The sequence below is a fragment of the Streptomyces coerulescens genome, assembly GCF_042657965.1.
In the GTDB taxonomy this organism is placed as follows: domain Bacteria; phylum Actinomycetota; class Actinomycetes; order Streptomycetales; family Streptomycetaceae; genus Streptomyces; species Streptomyces coerulescens.
In genome coordinates this window covers 706,177-723,351 of record NZ_JBHSKM010000019.1, presented here as the reverse complement: position 1 = coordinate 723,351, position 17,175 = coordinate 706,177, and the positions used below count along the sequence as shown (strand labels likewise).

Sequence of the window (17,175 nt, the reverse complement as noted above, 5' to 3'; positions counted from 1 at the left end):
CGTCAGACGCGTGCGCCCATCAGCTCGGAGATACGATCCGGCGACACCGGCCGTGAGTACAGCCACCCCTGGCCGGTGTCGCAGCCGATCCGGCGCAGCCGTGAGGCCTGCGCCAGCGTCTCCACGCACTCCGCGGTGACCGTCAGACCCAGCCGGTGGGCGAGCTGGATCATCGCCTCGACCACCACCTCGTCGGCCGGGTTCGGCGGAACGGCGGCGCTGTTGTCGCTCTCGTACTGGAAGCCCCGTACGAAGGAACCGTCCAGCTTCAGGACCGACACCGGCAGCCGGCTCAGATAGGCCAGATTCGAGTAGCCGGTGCCGAAGTCGTCGATGGCGATCCGCACCCCCATGTCGCTGAGCGCCTGGAGGTCCTGCAGGGGCCGGCCCGAGGAACCCATCACCGCCGACTCGGTCAGCTCCAACTGGAGCAGATGCGGGGCGAGTTCCGTCTCGTCCAGGATCCGCGCCACGTCCGACACCAGGTCGGAGTCCCAGACCTGGCGCACCGCGACGTTCACGCTCACGAAGATCGGCGGCTCCTCCGGGTGCGCCACCTGCCAGGCGCGCGCCTGCCGGCAGGCGGTCGCCAGCACCCAGCGGCCCAGCGGCACGATCGAGCCGTCTTCCTCGGCCAGTGTGATGAACCGATTCGGCGCCAGTACGCCGAACTGAGGATGATTCCAGCGGACAAGCGCCTCGACGCCGCGCAGCCGGCCGTCCTCCATCCCCACCAACGGCTGGTACTCCAGGGCGAACTCACCGCGATCGATGGCCGCGCGAAGGGTGGCGGCCAGCGCCTGACGGGTGATGAGGTGGGCGTTGCGCTCGGGGTCGAACAGCGTCCAGCGGTCCTTGCCGTCGGCCTTCGCCCAGTACAGCGTCGTGTCGGCGGCCTGCATCAGCGCGGTCGGGGTGGTCCCGGCCGCATGCCGCTCGACGACTCCGATCGACGCCGACACCGACAGCCGCCGGCCGGACAGGTCGAAGGGCTCCCGCAGTGCGGCCAGCAACGACTCGGCCAGATCGGCCAGTTGCTCGGTGCCCGTGGAGTCCTCGACGAGCAGCGCGAACTCGTCACCGCCGAGCCGGGCCACCAGCGGCGGGCTGGAGCGCCCGTACCCCGCCTGCTCGGCGCAGCGCGTGAGCCGCTCGGCCACGGAGGCCAGCAGCTTGTCGCCGACGCGGTTGCCGAGGGTGTCGTTGATCGCCTTGAAGCCGTCAAGGTCCAGGTAGCACAGGCCGATTCGGCCCGTGGTGCCGCTCTCGTCGTACGACTCCACCTCCAGCGCCGCCGTCAGCCGCTCGAAGAACAGCGTGCGGTTGGCCAGCCGGGTCACCGGGTCGTGCATCTGCAAGTGCCGCAGCCGGGCCTGGAGTTCGCGATGGTCGCTGATGTCGGCGACGGAGAGCAGGACGCCGCCGGACCCGTCGCCGGGCAGTGGCGCGACCGTGACCCGGACCCACAGGGAGTGGCCCTCCGGGTGTTTGAGGCGGCGCGTGCACCGCAGTTCGGCCTGACGGCCGCGCAGCACCTCGCGGTAGGCGTGCCAGGTCCGGGTGTCGGAGGCGAGGTCGACCAGGTCGGCGGCGGCCTTGCCGGTCAGTGCCTCGGCGGGTGTGCCGAGCAGTTCGGCGAAGGTGGAGTTGGCCCCGGCCACCGTGCCCTCGCGGTCGACCACCGCCATGGCCAGGGGCGCGGCGGAGAAGGCGGACGAGTAGGGGGTTGTCGCCCCGGTACCGGGCGATGGCTGGGCATTACTCTCTGTGACGGCCGGCCCGATGAGGTCTGCCGCGGGCGTCGGCCCTTCGGACGTTCCGCTCACCGCTCGCTCCCGCAGTGCACTCGATCTTCGGATGGGTCTCATCGGAATGGTCGGCCGGGTGGATGGGGGACGGTCGCCGGGCCGTGTCCGTGCAGGAAAAGTGTCAGGAAAGTGTGCCGATCATAGAGGCTGGTCTCCGGCCCTTCCACCTACTGTCCAGTGTTCCCGCGCAACGCGCGCATCCGACAGATCGTTTCTGCTCGGACCTGGACAGCTTCTTCGAGCCCCCGACCACTTGTGACGTTCCGTGAGCGATTCGGGGGTGTCGATTCTGCGGGAGGCGCGGCCCGCTCACCCGTCCGGTGCAGCACAACAGGACGTAGTACGACAATCCGACAGAGGCTGGAGGCGGTGTCCCGCGAACCGTTTCCGGAGGTCCACGTGCCGCGTCAGAACCCCCTGCTCCGTGGGATGGGTCTGCTGCGGGACCGGCCCCGACTGCGCAGTGCCGCCGCCGTGTTCACCACGATGTCGGCGCTCGCCGCGACCTCTCTGGTCGTCGGCCCGTCGGTCGCGGAACCGTTCGACGCGGCACCCTGCGCCCTGGAGCGCACCGACGCCCACCACTCCGAGGGCCTGGACACCTGGAACGCCGCGTACCCCCGTCCGGCCCGCAAGCTGGACGCCGTCATGGTGTTCCTGTCCTTCCCGGACGCGGCCCCGCTGACGACCCCCGCCGAACTGACGGCCGACCACTTCCCGGCCACCACGCGGTTCTTCGAACGTGCCTCCTACGGCAGATTCACCCTGCGCCCGCATCCGCTGCGGCACTGGCTGCGTATGCCGCGCCCGTCGACGGCGTACGCCATACAGCGCGACTGGCGCGTCTCCGACCGGGCCGCCTATCTGCGGGACGCCCTCGCGGCGGCGGACCGCCAGGTGGATTTCTCCCGCTACGACGTCGTCTACTTCGTCGCCGACCCGGACGCGCCCGGCGTCGACTCGGACGCCACGAAGGTCGTCAATCTGGAGACGCCGCTGCGGGCCGACGGCACGGACATCCGGCGCGTCGTCACGGTGTTCGAGAACCATCCGCCGGACCGTCTGGTCCTCGCCCATGAGACCGGGCATGTCTTCGACCTGCCCGACCTGTACCACCGTCCGGTGGACGGCAAGGGCGACTGGGACACCTACGTCGGCGACTGGGACCTGATGGGCAGCCAGTTCGGCATGGCGCCGGACCTCTTCGGCTGGCACAAGTGGAAGCTCGGCTGGCTGGAGCCACGGCAGGTGGTGTGCGTGCAGGGCGGCAGGACCGGGTCCGCACGGCTGACGCTGGAGCCGCTGTCGGCGGGGCCGGGGCTTGTGTCGCGGACGGGTGCGGCCGGATCGGGCAGCGCCTTCGGCGCGGACGGCCCCTCCGATCCGGCCGGCTCCTCGCGCGGCACCGTGCCGGGCTTCGGCCTGGGCAACGGCACCAAGCTCGCCGTCGTCCGCACCGGCGTCGACAGCGCCCTCGCCTTCGAGGCGCGCGGTCCGCTCGGCAACGACGTGGAGACCTGCCGGCAGGGCGTGCTGGTGTACAGGGTGCGCAGCCGGACCGAGTCCGGAGGCGGCCCGATGGAGGTGATCGACGCCCATCCACACAGCGAGGCCTGCTGGGAGGAGTCCGTGTACCCCCCACTCGCGGACGCCCCGGTCGGCCTCGGCGAGAGCTTCACGGTGCCGGGGGACGACGTCCGGGTGGAAGTGGAGAGCCGGACGGCCTCCGGGGCGTGGACGGTGAAGATCACGACGGCGGGGGGTGTGCGGAGGGCGGCGGGATAGCGGGGGGGGCGGGGAGTGTGCGGAGAGTGGCGGGATCGGTGGAGGGCGGGATGGCGCGGGGGTGGGTGCGCCGGGCTGCTGGGGGCGTGGGTGGTTGCTGGTTGCGCGGGCTGCTGGGCGCGCACGGCGGTCGAATGACGGCCGAACGGCGGTCTGCGCTCGCGGCCCATGCGAAAGGCCCCTCGTTCTCACGAGGGGCCTTCACCGTCTGTGCGCCGCCAGGGACTCGAACCCCGGACCCGCTGATTAAGAGTCAGCTGCTCTAACCAACTGAGCTAGCGGCGCCTGCTGACGTCGTAGACCTTAGCACCCTGATCGGGGTGGGGAAAAATCGATATCCGAACGGCAGCGCGAGCCGCCCGTACGGCCGCCCAGAGCAGCACCTCGGGGCCCGGTAACCAGGGATTACGGGTGTCGGGGGCGACCAGCCAGCGGGAACCGGAGGGGGTGGGGAGCGGCTCGTCGGGGGCGGCCGGTGCCGGGACGGTGACCGCGTCGCCGGTGCCGTGGCACAGGAGCGGCGGGATGCCGTCCGTGCGGCCGAACTCCTCCCAGCGCAGCAGCGACGGCAGCCGCTGGGCGGTGCCCGGTGCGGCGAACATCAGGATCCGCCCGCGACAGACGGCCACCGGCCCTGAGCCCGGGCCCCCGTCCCACAGCCGGTCGAGCATCCGGCGCCCGAAGAGCGCGGGGGCGCTGACGACGTCGAAGGCGGAGCCGCAGGGCAGGACGACCGGGGCCGCGGGGCGCTCCTCCCAGAGGGCGAGCGTGCTGCGCGGATACGTTCCTGCCGAGGCGAGCCAGGCGACGCCGTCAGGCGTGATCCGCGTGGCGGCGTCGACCCCGGTGGCGTGGAACCGGGCGTCGGAGAAGAGTTCGTCCCGTGTGGTGCTCATGACGCATAGATCTACCTGGCGTGAGCATGCGGTCTCGCAGGGTTGTCGAAACGCCGGACAGGTGAGGGTGGGAGCGGGTATCTTGCCCGCCTGGCATATGCCAAAGGGTGGCGGTGGGTGAGCGCCCCGGCCGGGTCGGTCACACCGGGTCGACGTGTTCCGCCCCCTCGACCCCGCGCATCAGATCCCTGCCGAACTCCACCATCTTCTTGGCGTAGTCCTCGGTCCACTCGGCCCGCTCGGCGATGTCGGCGGGCGTCAGCCGGTCGAACCGCCGGGGGTCGGCGAGCTGGGCCGCCGCGATGGCCTGGAACTCCATCGCGCGGTCCGTGGCCGCCCGGAACGCCTGCGTCAGCTCGGTCGCCCGCGAGAGCAGTGCCCTGGGGTCGTCGATCGACTCCAGGTCGAAGAAGTGCTCCGGGTCGGCGGCCGCCTGCGCGGGCTCGAAGAGCAGGGGCGCGGGGCGTAGCCGCGGTTCGTTCCGACGCGGCGTGGGCTCCGCCATGTCTTTGTCCTCCTCGTACGTCACCGATCTCGTCGGTCCCCGGCGACCCGGCTGTGAACCGCTCCACCGTCCATTGTCCCGCGCCCGCGCAAGTGGGCGTCGGGACAGGTCAAACGGGGTGCCGCCCTTCCAGGGGTTTCAAGGCCGCCAGGCCACCCGATGTTCCGAGAGCCTGGCCAGGACCGCGTGATTCGCCTCCCAGCCATCGGGGCTGTATCCATCGGCCGCCTCCGGCGGCGTGCCGGGCTCCGCCCGGCGGGTGGGTGGGGGTGCGGTTGCCGTCGGTTGCGGAGGTGCCGTTCGGTTCATGGTTTCCAGGCCACCCGATGTTCCGAGAGCCTGGCCAGGACCGCGTGATTCGCCTCCCAGCCATCGGGAAACTTCACCAGCGTCCCCAGCTGCACCGGCTCCGTCGACGGGTAGTCGTCCAGGAGGTCGCTCACGCCCGCGCGGCACACCACGATGCATGCGTGCCGGTGGCGGGAGGCGAGCACGCACAGGCGGCCCGTCTCCAGGTGGAAGGCGGTGGCGTCGGGGCGGCCGGAGAGCGGGTGCAGGACCACGGTCACGTCGTACTCGCGGCCCTGGAGGCGATTCGCGGTGTCGACGGTGACGTCCGTCACGCCCAGCTCCGCCAGGGCCGCCCGGACCCCCGCGGCCTGGTCCCGGTGGGCAGTGCCGACCGCGATCCGGTCGGCGGTCAGGGGCGCGGCGTCGGGCGAGCGCTCGGATGTCGCCGCACCGCCCCGGTCCAGCAGCCGCCGTACCACCGTCGCCACCGCCCGCACGGCCTCGGGATCCGTACGCGGGGTGTGCCGGGCGGGCAGTTCCAGCAGCCCCCACCCCGACTCCGCCGCCTCGTCGATCACCCGGTCGGGGCCGGAGCCGTCCGACGGGACCGCGAAGGTCAGGCGACGGTCGCCGTGGTCCGTGCCGCTGCGGAAGGGCGTGTACGGGTAGAACGCGTCGGAGACCAGCGGCGCGGCCGAGGCCGGCAGGCGCCAGGAGACCGGCAGCCGGTGCTGGGGCAGGTCCGGGTTGTGGGCCAACAGGGTCGTCACCGCCGAGGCCGAGGGGTCGTACGACAGGCCCGCCCACTGCTCGCTGCCGACGATGGCGAAGGGATCCAGCTGGCCGGGGTCCCCCACGAACAGCGCCCGCTCGAAGAGACCGGCCACGGCGAGCAGCGAGTCCGAGCGCATCTGGTACGCCTCGTCGACGATCGCGTGCCGCCAGGGCTCCTCGACCTTCACGTGCGCCCACTTGGCCGCCGTGGACAGGACGACCGCGAGGCCCGCGAGGTCGGCCGCCTTCGCGGACTTGCGTACGTTCGGCAGGTCGTCCAGCGCCTTGTCGTACGGGTCGGCGTCGCTGCTGTGCAGGCGCCCCACCGGCAGCTCGGGATCCTTCTCCGCCAGCCTGAGCACCAGGTCGTCCACCTGCGCGTTGGTCTGCGCGACGATCATCAACGGGCGCCCGGCGTCCGCGAGTTCCAGAGCCGCGCGGACCACGAGCGTGGACTTGCCCGCGCCCGGCGGGGAGTCGACCACGACCCCGCGCGCCTCGCTGTGCAGGGTGTTGTGCAGGATCGCGTCGGTGGCCTCGGCCGCCGCGGCACCGGGGTCGAACACGGCGGTCACAGCACGTCCTCCTGAGTCAGCGGATCGGCTGCCTCGGCGACCTGTTCCCCGGGCGGCCCGCCGTGCGTCCACGGTGTCTGCTCCGGCTCGGGCAGCTTCGCGCCGCCCCGCTGCTCGTGCTCGAACAGCGTGAAGCAGACCAGGTCGCCCTTCTGCGGCACCGACCCCTCCTCCGGCTCCTTGCCGCGGCCCATCTTGTCCAGCACCCGCAGCACCAGCAGCGCGCCGCCGTCCGCGTCGAGGGCCTCCTCATGGCCCACGAACTCCGCCGACTGGGGCTTGCCGCCCAGGGAGCGGAACACCTTGGCCCGCTCGCCCAGATGCGGCCGGTCGTCCGTGCGGACGGTGACCAGGGGCCGCGGACTCGGCCGCTTGCCCTCGCTGTACGCCATCACGACATCGGTGACCTCGCCCGCGAACGCCTCCCCGGCCAGCCGCCGCCCCGCCATCACCAGCGGATCGTCCAGTGCCTCCTGGGCCTCCAGACGGGCCTGTTCCCGCTCGCGCGCGGCGAGTTTGTTCGCGGCGGTGACCGCGTCGTCGCGGCGCGGCTGAGGGGGTTCCCCGGCGGTCACACGGTCCCGGTGGGCGGTGAACGACCAGCGGTCGCGGGTCCAGCGCTCCTCCACCCGGCCGGCCACGGGCAGCTCCCGCAGCAGGTCAAGGCCCCGCCACACCGCGTCCCAGGTGGGCCGGGTCCGGCTCGCCACCAGGGCGCGGATCTCCCGCTCGGCAGCGGTGAGGTCGCCCAGCCGGTCGTCGGCCTCCAGACCGTCCTCGGAGGCCGCGAAGGCGGTGCGGGCGCGGTCGTAGCGCTCGATCGCGGGGGCGAGCAGCTTGTTGTCGAACGCCGGGTCGGTGGCGGGCCCGGCCGGCGGGCACAGCAGCTGGCCGTCCCGGTCCCGCGCGAGCTCCGCGCGCAGCGCCGCCTCGGCGCCCGTCTCGCCCTCGGGCGGGTCGATCCAGGCGAGCAGGGCGCCCAGGTGCTGGTCCTCCAGGGTGGACTGGCCGGTCGCCCAGTGCCGGGACAGCAGGTCCGTCATGGCCGGCAGCAGCGAGGAGCCGGGGACGCGGGCACGCTCGCCGAAGTGGGTCAGCCAGCGGCCGAGCAGCGGCACGCGCGGGGGCGCCGGATAAGGGGCCTCCGGGTCCTGCTCCGCCGTACGCCGAAAGCGCATCGAGCGCCCCAGGAGCCGTACGAAGTCCACGCCCGCCCGGCTCGGCATGATCAACTGCGGGGCGTCCGCGCACAGTTCGACCTCGACCTTGACCCGCTTGCCGGTCTCCGGATCGGTCTCGTTGCGCTCGGCCGCCTCCACGTCCTCGGCGAAGGCGTCGATGTACGGCAGGACGATGTCCGCCAGCTCGGACAGGAACGCGAACCTGAGGTCCCGGTCGCGTGGCTGCGGCACGACCAGCAGGTGCGGGGCGTCCCGGTCGGTGCCGACCAGCGCGCCGAGCGGGGCACCGGCCTCACCGGCGGTGGTCAGGGGCACGAACACGAGCGGGCGCTGCGACAGATGCCGATGGCGTACGGTCGCGGCGGGTTGGGCGCGACCGGTGCTGACGGCTTCCAGCCGGGCAAGGGTGGAGATCAGCGACACGCGGCCACCGCCCCCTGACCGAGGGCCTCGGCACGCAGGCGTGCCGCTCTGCGCAGCGCCGCCACCGCCGGGTCGTCGGGGTCGCCGGACTCGCCGCGCGCCGCTGACAGGACGTCCTCGACCGTGGCCAGACCGCCCAGTTCGGCCCGCAGCGAGCGGCCCAGCGACGTCACCGCGCCGGACTCCAGGGAGCGGGCGCGGCAGTGGAAGGCCAGCTCACAGGCGGACAGGCACTCGGGCGCGTACGTCGCCGGGACCGACTCGACGGCGGCCGTCAGCTCGGCCGCGGGCAGCTCGGGGGAGAAGCAGGTGCCGGCGGGGAGCGCGTCGGCGATGTCCTCGATACGGGTGAGCCGGTCCAGCTGGCGGGCGGTCACCGCACGCTGCTTGCGGACGTCGACGGCCGAGGCGGTGGGGAGGTTGGAGAAGTCCTTGGGGCAGACCAGCAGCACGCGGTCGCGCACGCGCGGGGCCGAATCCAGCCGGGCGGCGACCTCCTCCAGCGCCAGCACGTACACCGCCGCCTGCCGCGCGGCGGCGCCCACCTTCGCCGGGTCCGCCGAACCGTCCAGCATCGGGAAGGACTTGATCTCCACGACCGTCCAGCTGCCGTCCGGATGCACGACGACCGCGTCCGGCTCCAGGAAGGCGGGCGAGCCGGCGACGTCCAGCGCGAGCATGGGGTGGTCGAGCAGGGTCCACTCGCCGTGCGCCTCGGTGGCCTCGCGCAGCGCCAGTGCCGTACGGGCCGTGCGGCCCTCGGGGCCGGTCGCGGTGAGCTCGGGCACGCGTGCGTGGGCGGTCGGTTCGGCGCCGCGGTCCAGCTTCTCGCGCACCAGACGCAGCAGCTCCGCGCCGCCGTCCGCCTTGACCTTGGCCTCGAAGGCGTTGCCTCGTGTGAGGGCGAACTGCGACTGACCGAAGGCCGACGGTGAACCCAACGCGCTCGCCAGCGCCGTCTTGTTCACCCCGGCGCCGTCCAGGATCGCGCGGCGCTTGCAGCCGGGGTTGGCGGCGAGGGCGGCCAGGGCGCGCGCGTCCAGCGCCTTGGCCGGTACGTCGGGACCGCGCAGCTCAGCGAGCCGGTGCCGGAGCGCCGTCCCCCGCGTCCTGGGGAGAGGCACTCGACTCTGCTCCGGATCCGATCCGGGACTCGCGCTGCCGTGGAATTCGCTCACCCGCGGAAGTCTGGCATCCGCCACTGACAATCGAGGAAGAAGTGGCACCGGAGCCCACCGTGACGGTGGCGCCCGCGCCCCTGGTGACCGGGCCGGCGGGGGCCGTGACCGGCGTCGCCCCCGCTCCGAACCGGGTCCGTGCCCGGTCCATGATCCGCATCACATACGGCGCCAGCAGCAGACCGGCACCCATCACGGCGGCGCCCGCGACCGCGTCGAGGAAGTAGTGGTTGGCGGTGCCCATCACCACGATCGTCGTGATCAGCGGGTAGGCGACGGCGGCGGCCTTCGTCAGACGCGTCCCGCCGAACCGCCACAGCATGACCCCGCACCACAGCGCCCAGCCCACATGCAGGCTCGGCATCGCCGCGTACTGGTTCGTCATGCCGCCGAGGCCCTTCGGCGCGCTGGCCTCGCCGCCCCACCAGCCGTAGGAGCTGTACTGGGCCATCGTGTCGACGAAGCCATGGCCCTCGGCGAGCAGCCGGGGCGGGCAGGTCGGCAGCAGGGTGAAACCGATCAGACCTATGAAGGTCGACGTCATCAGCCAGGTGCGGGCCGCGCGGTAGTGCACGGTGCGCGATCTGAAGAGCCAGACCAGCAGCACGGGCGTGATCAGGTAGTGCAGCGAGGCGTACCAGAAGTCGGCCGGGACGCCGATCCAGGGCTCACGGGTGAAGAGACGGTTGAGAGGGTGCTCCGCGTTGAGATACAGGGCCTTCTCGATGTCGAGGATCCCCAGGCCGTGGTCGACGGCGGTGGAGACATCACCCCGGGCGAGCAGTCGGCCCGCCGAGTAGCAGGCGTAGACCAGCAATATCAGCGGCAGCTCGGTCCACCAGCGCAGGCGGGTCCGCGGCGTCGCCTCCACGCCAGCTATGTCGGCGTGCGGCATCCGATCGCCTCCCCCTTCTTTCTTTCACGGCGCCCGGTGGACCGGTCGAACCACTTTACGGTGTACGCGCGCGCCCCTTTCGGGCGCCCCGGCCCTCAAGACGCAGAGATCGCCCGGCGGGTTGCCCGCGCCCAGGGTGCGCGATGATGTAGGGGTTCCGCCTCTCATTTCTCCCGGAAGGCCCCGCAATGGCACCGCGCATCCTGCTGGCCCGGCACGGACAGACGGCGTGGTCGCTGTCCGGAAAGCACACCGGCAGGACCGACGTGCCCCTCCTGGAGGAGGGCCGCCGGGGCGCGAAGCTGCTGGGTGAGCGCCTGCACCGGCCGCCGTACGACGGGCTGGACGGGATCGAGGTCCGCACCAGCCCCCTGTCACGCGCGCGTGAGACGTGCGAACTCGCCGGCTTCGGCGACCGCGCCCGCACCTGGGACACGCTCATGGAGTGGGACTACGGCGCCTACGAGGGCATGACTCCGGCCGACATCCAGGCGATCCGCCCCGGCTGGCTCATCTGGCGCGACGGCGTGCCCGAGGGGGAGACCCTGGCCGAGATGACGGCCCGGGCCGACGAGGTGGTGGCGTGGGCCCGTGAGGCGGACCGGGATGTGCTGGTGTTCGCGCACGGGCACATCCTGCGGTCCATAGGCGCGCGCTGGCTGGGGCTGCCGCTCGACTTCGCCGCCCGGATCCGGCTGAACCCGACCTCACTGTCGGTGCTGGGGTGGGCCTACGGCGAGCCGGCGATCGAGAGCTGGAACGACTCGGGGCACCTCGCCGGCTAGCGCGCCCCGCCGGTCACGGCTTACGGGGCGCCGACGCGTGCCGCTCCAGGAACGCCGACACGCCGCTCGCGCGCCGGTGCGGCAGCAGCACCCGGGCCGTGCCGGCCAGCATCGTCTGGACCCGCGACGACTGCACCAGGTCCAGCAGATCCAGCACCCGCATCCCGGCGGCGGCCGCCTCGTCGGGGCGTCCGCCCCGCGCCAGGTCGTCCGCCAGCTGCGCGGTGTACAGGGCGATGTTGCGGGTGAAGTGCGGATCCTGGAGCTGGGCCGCCCGCCCCGCGTGCCGCGCCGCCCGCTGCCAGTTGCCCAGCGTCGACCAGCACTGCGCCTCCAGGACCTCCAGCTCGGCCTCTCCGTAGAAGCTCATCCACTCGGGATCGGCCTCGGAGCGGCCCCGCTGGAAGAGGGCCTGGGCGCGGGCGAGGGACTGTTCGCAGCCGGTGCGGTCGGCGAGCCCCGCCCAGCCGCCGGCCTCGCGCAGCGCGAGCAGCGACATCAGCCGGGACGAGCCGAGGGCACGTCCGACGCGTTGCGCGGCCTGCGCCGCCCGTACCGCCTCACGGGGCCGGCCCGCGTCCCGCGCGAGGAAGGACGTATTGCAGAAGGCGTGCGCCTCCAGGCCCGGGTCGCCCGCCATCCGGGCCGTCGCCAGCGCCTCCGCGTAGTGCGAACGGGCGTCGTCGAACCGCCCCGAGTCGTGCGCCAGCCACCCCACCGAGATGGCCAGTTCACCCGCGCCCGCGTGCAGCCGGTCGCCGGTCGCCTGACGGGTCGTACCGGCGTCGAGCAGCGCGTAGGCGGCCCGCAGCGGGGCAGCGGCGCGCCGGTAGAGGCCGTCGGCGCCGTGCCGGTCGTCGAGCAGCCGGATGCGGCGCACGGCTTCCTCGAGCGCGTCCGCCTCCCGCCCCCCGACACGTCTGAGCGGACGCTCCGCGGCCGCGGCGTCATAGGCGAGCCCCAGGGGGCTCAGTGAGGCGGCGGCCACCGTGGCGCCCCCGCCGGTCATGAATGCGCGACGTAGCACGTCGCTCTCCTCGTGGTTCTCGTCGTTCTGCGCTGTGCCGTACGCGTCACACGGGTCGTACGGGTCCTGCGGGTTCAGTGGGTCATACGGCTCGTGGGTCCCACGCGTCTCACTCGTGGCGTACGCCGGGCTCGTGGTGCGTGCCAGGGGCGCGTCGTCCTCGGCGTGCGCCCGGCGTCCGCGTACGGACGAGCGGGGCGCGAAGCCCAGGTCGGTGAGGCTGCGGCCGGGGAACATGTGCAGGAACACCCGTTCGTACGCGTAGTTGGGGCAGCGGATCTCGCCGGCCTCGACCCTGCCGATGTAGCGAGCGTCACAGCTGACCCGCTCGCCGATCTCGCGAGCGGCCCGTCGCACCACCGCGGCGAACTCGGCCGGCGAGCGCTGTCCGCGCAACCGCCGGAACGCGAGGTTCGGCCGTGGCGGCCTGGTGGGCTGGGACGAGGTCAGCTCTGACGACGCCATGGCCGGGTCCTCTCGTGCGAACCGTCGAACCATGCCGGGACGAGGACGAGTTGAACCGAAAATCCGTGTGGTGCCCTTGCGTCCGGCGGGCAAGAACGTACCTGCTGTAGCGGAGTCGCCACGCAGGGTTTGGCTACAAACCGGATATCTCATACGTGATCTGCCATGAACTGCCATCCTTTGCGGCGGACTTCCGCCGTAGCCGTTGACGACGCGACGCGTTGAACTCTTCGGACTGCAAAAGGGGTTCCGTGGTGGAGGTCGGGATGGAGACCAGCCAGAGCGTCGTTCCTCGCACACCGTCGACAACGGCGAGGCACGCGCCGACCGCAGAGTGCAGCGCGCCGCCGGGCGTCGCCTGCGACCCGGAGTCGGGGTGCGACGTGGTCACCGTCCCTGCGCGCCAGGGCCTGGAGGCCGTCGACATCCTGCGCCGGGGCGCCTGCGAGGCGGTGGGTCCCGTCCTGCACGACGACGGCGGCGACACCCTCGGCTTCGTGGTCCCACCGGGCACCGCCGCCGCCTGGGACGTACCGGGCAGCACCTGCACGGAGACCGACGGGCGGGGCCTGAGCCTCGACCTGAACCCCGAGCCGCCGGTCGAGGGCTCGGACTGGCTCCTGCCGCCCGGGGAGGCGGACCTGGCGACCGATCCCGCGGTGCTGCGGGCGGCCCTCGGCGAGGCGGCACGGCTGATCGAGGCGGCCGACAACTGTCGGTGACCGGTGACCGGTGACCGGTGACCGGTGACCGGTGACTGGTGACTGGTGACCGGTGACTGGTGATTAGTGACCGGCGCGATGTCGCCGTCCGCCTCCGCGGCGGGTGGGACCGCCCGAACCCGCTGATAATGGCCGAGTGGGAAAGTCCAGAAAGCCCCGGCGCTCAGCCGCGGACCTCGCCTCCGTCGTCGAGAGTGTCGACGGCGGCCTCGCCGAGCTCATACCCGACCGCGACCGGGCGCGGGCCTGGACGCTGCTGATAGACGGGGCGCCGCAGTCGCACGTCGACCTGGACGACCCCGCCCACCTCTCCTTCGAGTACCAGCGCCGCCTCGGGCACGTCATCGACCTCGTCGCACCGCCCGGCAAACCGGTACAGGCCGTGCACCTCGGCGGCGGGGCCCTCACCCTCGCCCGCTACGTCGCCGCCACCCGCCCCCGCTCCACCCAGCAGGTCGTCGAGCGCGACGCCACCCTCGTCCAGCTGGTCCGCCGCGAACTCCCCCTGGACCGCGCCGCCCGCGTCCGGGTGCGCTCCGCCGACGCCCGCGAAGGGCTCGCCAAGGTGCCCGACGGCTGGGCCGATCTCGTCATCGCCGACGTCTTCAGCGGGGCCCGCACCCCGGCCCACCTCACCTCCACGGAGTTCCTCGACGAGGTCCGCCGCGTGCTGCGGCCCGGCGGCTGGTACGCCGCCAACCTCGCCGACGGTCCGCCGCTCGCGCATCTACGGGGCCAGATCGCCACCGCCGCGGCCCGGTTCGCCGAACTGGCGCTGGTCGCCGACCCGACGGTGCTGCGCGGCAAGCGGTTCGGCAACGCGGTCCTGCTCGCCGCCGACCTCCCGCTGCCGGTCGCCGAACTGACCCGCCGCGCCGCCTCCGACCCGCACCCCGCCCGGGTCGAACACGGCCGCTCGCTCACGGACTTCACCGGGGGCGCCGTACCGGTGACGGACGCGGCAGCGGTGGCCTCACCGGCACCACCGGCATCCGTCTTCAGATGAGCCTGTCCGCAGGTGAGCTTGTCCGCGCGGTGAGTCAGTAGTTCCCGATCTCCACCCGCGGCGGTCCGTCGTGCCAGGTGCAGAACACCGACACCCGGTCCGCGCCCGCGCCGAACTCCACCCGGATCCACGTCTCCGTCTTCCACACCTGCATCGACCAGCCCGAACCCGGCGTGGCCGAGACAAGGGTGGCGGAGGCGTCGCCGATGTCGAAGACGACCCGGCCGCCGTCGGTGTCGTAGCTCTTGACCTGGCCGGACGCGGTGGGGGAGGCGTCCGGGGTTTTCGCCGGCGGCTTCGAGGAGGTCGGCGTGCGGGGTGTCCCGGTCGGCTTCGGCGACGTGCTCTTCGACGGGGACGGCGGCTTCGGGGATCGCGTCGAGGACGCCAGCGGCTTCGACTGCTGTGTCGTCACGTCGGCCGCCGTGATGGGCAGGGCGCGCGGGCGGTCGTAGACCGTGCCCGCCATCACCGTGTGGACACCCCACCACGACAGCGTGACCGCCGCGCCCGTGGCGAGCGACCAAGCCAGTACGTGTACGAGTCCTCTGCGCATCGCGGGCCATACTGCCTCACGCGTCCCAGTAGTGTCGCCCGGTTGTCCACAGGCAGTGAGTTGTCCACAGGTCCGGACCGGGCTCGGCGGCATGGCGTACGGTGCGGCGCATGGCAAGTGTGCTCGTGGTCGAGGACGACCCGTTCGTTCGCTCGGCGCTCATCCGGCACCTGACCGACGCGGCGCACACGGTTCGCAGCGTCGGGACGGCGCTGGAGGCGCTGCGCGAGGTCGCCCATCTCCGTTTCGACGTGGTCATCCTGGACCTCGGTCTGCCCGATCTGGACGGCTCCGAGGCCCTGAAGATGCTGCGCGGGATCACCGACGTCCCTGTGATCATCGCCACCGCACGGGACGACGAGACGGAGATCGTCCGGCTGCTGAACGCGGGCGCGGACGACTACCTCACCAAGCCCTTCTCGGTCGAGCACCTCTCCGCCCGCATGGCGGCCGTCCTACGGCGCTCCCGTGCCGCCGCCGGAGACCTGCCGTCGGAGACCGTGCTGCGCGTCGGCGGCCTCACCGTCGACCCGCTGCGCCGCCAGGCCGAGCTGGACGGCGTCCGACTCGACCTCACCCGGCGCGAGTTCGACCTGCTCACCTTCCTGGCCACCCGGCCCGGAGTGGTCGTGCCCCGCAAGGAACTGCTCGCCGAGGTGTGGCAGCAGTCGTACGGCGACGACCAGACGATCGACGTCCATCTGTCCTGGCTCCGCCGCAAGCTCGGGGAGACCGCGGCCAGTCCGCGCTATCTGCACACCCTGCGCGGCGTGGGCGTGAAGCTGGAACCGCCCGGTGGGGAGCAGTCGCGATGAGATGGGCCCTGGTCAAGGTCTGCCTGGCGGTCACCACCATGGTCGTGGTCGCCTTCGCCGTGCCGCTCGGACTCGTCATCCGGGAGATGGCCCGCGACCGCGCCTTCTCCAACGCCGAACGGGAGGCCGCCGCCGTCGCCCCGGCGCTGTCCATCACCACCGACCGGGACCAGTTGGAGCGGGTCGTCGCCTCGGCGGGCTCGGACGCGGGCATGGCCGTGCACATACCGGCGTCCGCCGACAAGACGTCCGGTGAGACGGCCGCCGTCGACCTCGGCCGGCAGCGCGCCGCCGCCGGCGACATCGCGACCGTACGGCGGCTGGGCCGCGCCTCGACCACCGAGGTCCCCGGCGGGTCCACGCTGCTCCAGCCGGTCGCGCTGAGCTCCGGCGAGATAGCCGTCGTCGAGGTGTTCGTGCCCGACGCGGAGGTCACCAACGGGCTCACCACGGCCTGGACCGTGCTCGCCGGGGTCGGTCTCGCGCTGATCGTCGGGTCGGTCGCCGTCGCCGACCGGCTGGGTGTGCGGATGGTGCGCCCCGCGCAGCGCCTGGTCGAGGGCGCGCACGAACTGGGGGAGGGCAAGCTGGGCGCCCGGGTGCCCGAGGCCGGACCCACCGAACTGCGACTGGCGGCGGTGGCGTTCAACTCCATGGCCGACCAGGTCGTCCAACTCCTCGCGAACGAACGGGAGCTGGCGGCCGACCTGTCGCACCGGCTGCGTACCCCGCTGACGGTGCTGCGGCTCAACGCGGCCTCGCTCGGGGAAGGTCCGGCCGCCGAGCAGACCCGGACGGCCGTCGCCCAGCTGGAGCGCGAGGTGGACACCATCATCCGTACCGCCCGGGAGGCCAAGCCGCAGACGGTGGCCGCCGGTCCGGGCGCCGGTTGCGACGCGGCCGAGGTGGTGCGCGAGCGCATGACGTTCTGGTCGGCGCTGGCGGAGGACGAGGGCCGCAAGGTGCGCGTGGCCGGCGTGGACCGGCCGGTGCGGATACCGGTGGCCCGGGCGGATCTGGCGGCCGCGCTGGACGCCCTGCTCGGCAATGTCTTCCGGCACACGGCCGAGGGCACGGCGTTCGCCGTCGATGTGCACAACGGCGAGGACGCGGTGATCGTGCTCGTCTCGGACGCGGGGCCCGGCATATCCGACCCCGAGGCGGCGATGGCGCGCGGGCAGGGCTCGGGCAGCGCCGGCTCGACCGGGCTGGGCCTGGACATCGTGCGCCGGCTCGCGGAATCCACCGGTGGGGACGTGCGGATCGGGTCGTCGGTGCTCGGCGGGACCGAAGTGCGGATCTGGATCCAGCTGGACGGCAGGGAGCCGGTGCGCCGGGGACACCGCGGATCCGTCCGCCGTCGCCGGCCCGGCAGATTGGTCTCGACCTTTAACCGTCCCCGATCCCTTCCTTAAGGGCGCCATAAGCTCCTCAACCCCCGCCCGGATCAGGCACTTTGCCCGATTCGGGGTCGCTAGCGTGCTGCCG

Annotated in this window: 15 protein-coding genes and 1 tRNA gene; 6 read left to right on the top strand and 10 right to left on the bottom strand. The window is 72.8% G+C overall.

Annotation, left to right across the window (positions count from 1 at the left end):
- Positions 1-2: 2 nt before the first annotated feature.
- A complete protein-coding gene (locus tag ACFPQ9_RS26390) occupies positions 3-1,868 on the bottom strand; it encodes a putative bifunctional diguanylate cyclase/phosphodiesterase (protein ID WP_380858071.1) in 1,866 nt (621 codons plus the stop codon).
- Between the two features lie 309 nt (positions 1,869-2,177).
- Here ACFPQ9_RS26390 and ACFPQ9_RS26385 point away from each other — a divergent pair, with 309 nt between their 5' ends.
- Positions 2,178-3,593, top strand: a complete 1,416-nt coding sequence (locus tag ACFPQ9_RS26385; protein WP_380858068.1) for a M6 family metalloprotease domain-containing protein — start codon at positions 2,178-2,180, stop codon at positions 3,591-3,593.
- Between the two features lie 211 nt (positions 3,594-3,804).
- On the opposite strand, the gene ACFPQ9_RS26380 is transcribed toward ACFPQ9_RS26385, so the two are convergent.
- The 7 genes from ACFPQ9_RS26380 to ACFPQ9_RS26350 all read right to left on the bottom strand — a co-directional run bounded on the left by ACFPQ9_RS26380 (position 3,805) and on the right by ACFPQ9_RS26350 (position 10,311).
- Positions 3,805-3,878: transfer RNA gene (locus ACFPQ9_RS26380), tRNA-Lys, on the bottom strand.
- Positions 3,869-4,489: a bifunctional DNA primase/polymerase gene (locus tag ACFPQ9_RS26375; RefSeq protein WP_380858064.1), complete on the bottom strand. Its 621-nt coding sequence runs from the start codon at positions 4,487-4,489 to the stop codon at positions 3,869-3,871. The genes ACFPQ9_RS26380 and ACFPQ9_RS26375 overlap by 10 nt, the downstream gene beginning before the upstream one ends.
- 139 nt (positions 4,490-4,628) lie before the next feature.
- The gene (locus ACFPQ9_RS26370; RefSeq protein WP_380858061.1) at positions 4,629-4,994 is read right to left on the bottom strand and encodes a hypothetical protein; all 366 of its coding nucleotides are present in this window, start codon (positions 4,992-4,994) and stop codon (positions 4,629-4,631) included.
- A 305-nt stretch (positions 4,995-5,299) separates the two neighbouring features.
- Complete coding sequence (locus tag ACFPQ9_RS26365) at positions 5,300-6,634, bottom strand: AAA domain-containing protein (protein ID WP_380858058.1); 1,335 nt, start codon at positions 6,632-6,634, stop codon at positions 5,300-5,302.
- Entirely contained in the window at positions 6,631-8,238 is a 1,608-nt protein-coding gene (locus ACFPQ9_RS26360; RefSeq protein ID WP_380858055.1) for a hypothetical protein, read from the bottom strand. Before ACFPQ9_RS26360 ends, ACFPQ9_RS26365 begins: the two co-directional genes overlap by 4 nt.
- Positions 8,229-9,362 (bottom strand): hypothetical protein, encoded by a 1,134-nt coding sequence (locus tag ACFPQ9_RS26355; protein WP_380858053.1) that lies wholly within the window; start codon positions 9,360-9,362, stop codon positions 8,229-8,231. The genes ACFPQ9_RS26360 and ACFPQ9_RS26355 overlap by 10 nt, the downstream gene beginning before the upstream one ends.
- On the bottom strand, positions 9,313-10,311 hold the full coding sequence (locus ACFPQ9_RS26350; RefSeq protein ID WP_380858050.1) for a phosphatase PAP2 family protein: 999 nt from the start codon (positions 10,309-10,311) through the stop codon (positions 9,313-9,315). Before ACFPQ9_RS26350 ends, ACFPQ9_RS26355 begins: the two co-directional genes overlap by 50 nt.
- 188 nt (positions 10,312-10,499) lie before the next feature.
- On the opposite strand from ACFPQ9_RS26350, the gene ACFPQ9_RS26345 reads away from it, so the two are divergent.
- Positions 10,500-11,096 (top strand): histidine phosphatase family protein, encoded by a 597-nt coding sequence (locus ACFPQ9_RS26345; protein WP_380858047.1) that lies wholly within the window; start codon positions 10,500-10,502, stop codon positions 11,094-11,096.
- A gap of 13 nt (positions 11,097-11,109) precedes the next feature.
- Here ACFPQ9_RS26345 and ACFPQ9_RS26340 read toward each other — a convergent pair whose 3' ends face one another.
- The gene (locus tag ACFPQ9_RS26340) at positions 11,110-12,588 is read right to left on the bottom strand and encodes a hypothetical protein (protein ID WP_380858045.1); all 1,479 of its coding nucleotides are present in this window, start codon (positions 12,586-12,588) and stop codon (positions 11,110-11,112) included.
- Positions 12,589-12,854: 266 nt separating this feature from the next.
- On the opposite strand from ACFPQ9_RS26340, the gene ACFPQ9_RS26335 reads away from it, so the two are divergent.
- Together ACFPQ9_RS26335 and ACFPQ9_RS26330 are read left to right on the top strand one after the other, a co-directional pair.
- Positions 12,855-13,310, top strand: coding sequence for a hypothetical protein (locus ACFPQ9_RS26335; protein ID WP_380858042.1), 456 nt, complete (start codon positions 12,855-12,857; stop codon positions 13,308-13,310).
- Positions 13,311-13,446: 136 nt separating this feature from the next.
- The gene (locus tag ACFPQ9_RS26330) at positions 13,447-14,316 is read left to right on the top strand and encodes a spermidine synthase (protein ID WP_380858040.1); all 870 of its coding nucleotides are present in this window, start codon (positions 13,447-13,449) and stop codon (positions 14,314-14,316) included.
- Between the two features lie 34 nt (positions 14,317-14,350).
- Here ACFPQ9_RS26330 and ACFPQ9_RS26325 read toward each other — a convergent pair whose 3' ends face one another.
- A complete protein-coding gene (locus tag ACFPQ9_RS26325; RefSeq protein WP_380858038.1) occupies positions 14,351-14,872 on the bottom strand; it encodes a hypothetical protein in 522 nt (173 codons plus the stop codon).
- Positions 14,873-14,982: 110 nt separating this feature from the next.
- On the opposite strand from ACFPQ9_RS26325, the gene ACFPQ9_RS26320 reads away from it, so the two are divergent.
- Together ACFPQ9_RS26320 and ACFPQ9_RS26315 are read left to right on the top strand one after the other, a co-directional pair.
- Positions 14,983-15,687, top strand: a complete 705-nt coding sequence (locus ACFPQ9_RS26320) for a response regulator transcription factor (RefSeq protein WP_380858036.1) — start codon at positions 14,983-14,985, stop codon at positions 15,685-15,687.
- The gene (locus ACFPQ9_RS26315; RefSeq protein ID WP_380858034.1) at positions 15,684-17,102 is read left to right on the top strand and encodes a sensor histidine kinase; all 1,419 of its coding nucleotides are present in this window, start codon (positions 15,684-15,686) and stop codon (positions 17,100-17,102) included. The genes ACFPQ9_RS26320 and ACFPQ9_RS26315 overlap by 4 nt, the downstream gene beginning before the upstream one ends.
- The last annotated feature ends 73 nt before the right edge of the window (positions 17,103-17,175 follow it).

Excerpts from the sequence above, each read along its gene's own strand:
- ACFPQ9_RS26390 (WP_380858071.1), bottom strand. The coding sequence starts at position 1,868 with ATGAGACCCATCCGAAGATCGAGTGCACTGCGGGAGCGAGCGGTGAGC.
- ACFPQ9_RS26375 (WP_380858064.1), bottom strand. The coding sequence starts at position 4,489 with ATGAGCACCACACGGGACGAACTCTTCTCCGACGCCCGGTTCCACGCC.
- ACFPQ9_RS26370 (WP_380858061.1), bottom strand. The coding sequence starts at position 4,994 with ATGGCGGAGCCCACGCCGCGTCGGAACGAACCGCGGCTACGCCCCGCG.
- ACFPQ9_RS26350 (WP_380858050.1), bottom strand. The coding sequence starts at position 10,311 with ATGCCGCACGCCGACATAGCTGGCGTGGAGGCGACGCCGCGGACCCGC.
- ACFPQ9_RS26345 (WP_380858047.1), top strand. The coding sequence starts at position 10,500 with ATGGCACCGCGCATCCTGCTGGCCCGGCACGGACAGACGGCGTGGTCG.
- ACFPQ9_RS26340 (WP_380858045.1), bottom strand. The coding sequence starts at position 12,588 with ATGGCGTCGTCAGAGCTGACCTCGTCCCAGCCCACCAGGCCGCCACGG.
- ACFPQ9_RS26335 (WP_380858042.1), top strand. The coding sequence starts at position 12,855 with ATGGAGACCAGCCAGAGCGTCGTTCCTCGCACACCGTCGACAACGGCG.
- ACFPQ9_RS26325 (WP_380858038.1), bottom strand. The coding sequence starts at position 14,872 with ATGCGCAGAGGACTCGTACACGTACTGGCTTGGTCGCTCGCCACGGGC.
- ACFPQ9_RS26320 (WP_380858036.1), top strand. The coding sequence starts at position 14,983 with ATGGCAAGTGTGCTCGTGGTCGAGGACGACCCGTTCGTTCGCTCGGCG.
- ACFPQ9_RS26315 (WP_380858034.1), top strand. The coding sequence starts at position 15,684 with ATGAGATGGGCCCTGGTCAAGGTCTGCCTGGCGGTCACCACCATGGTC.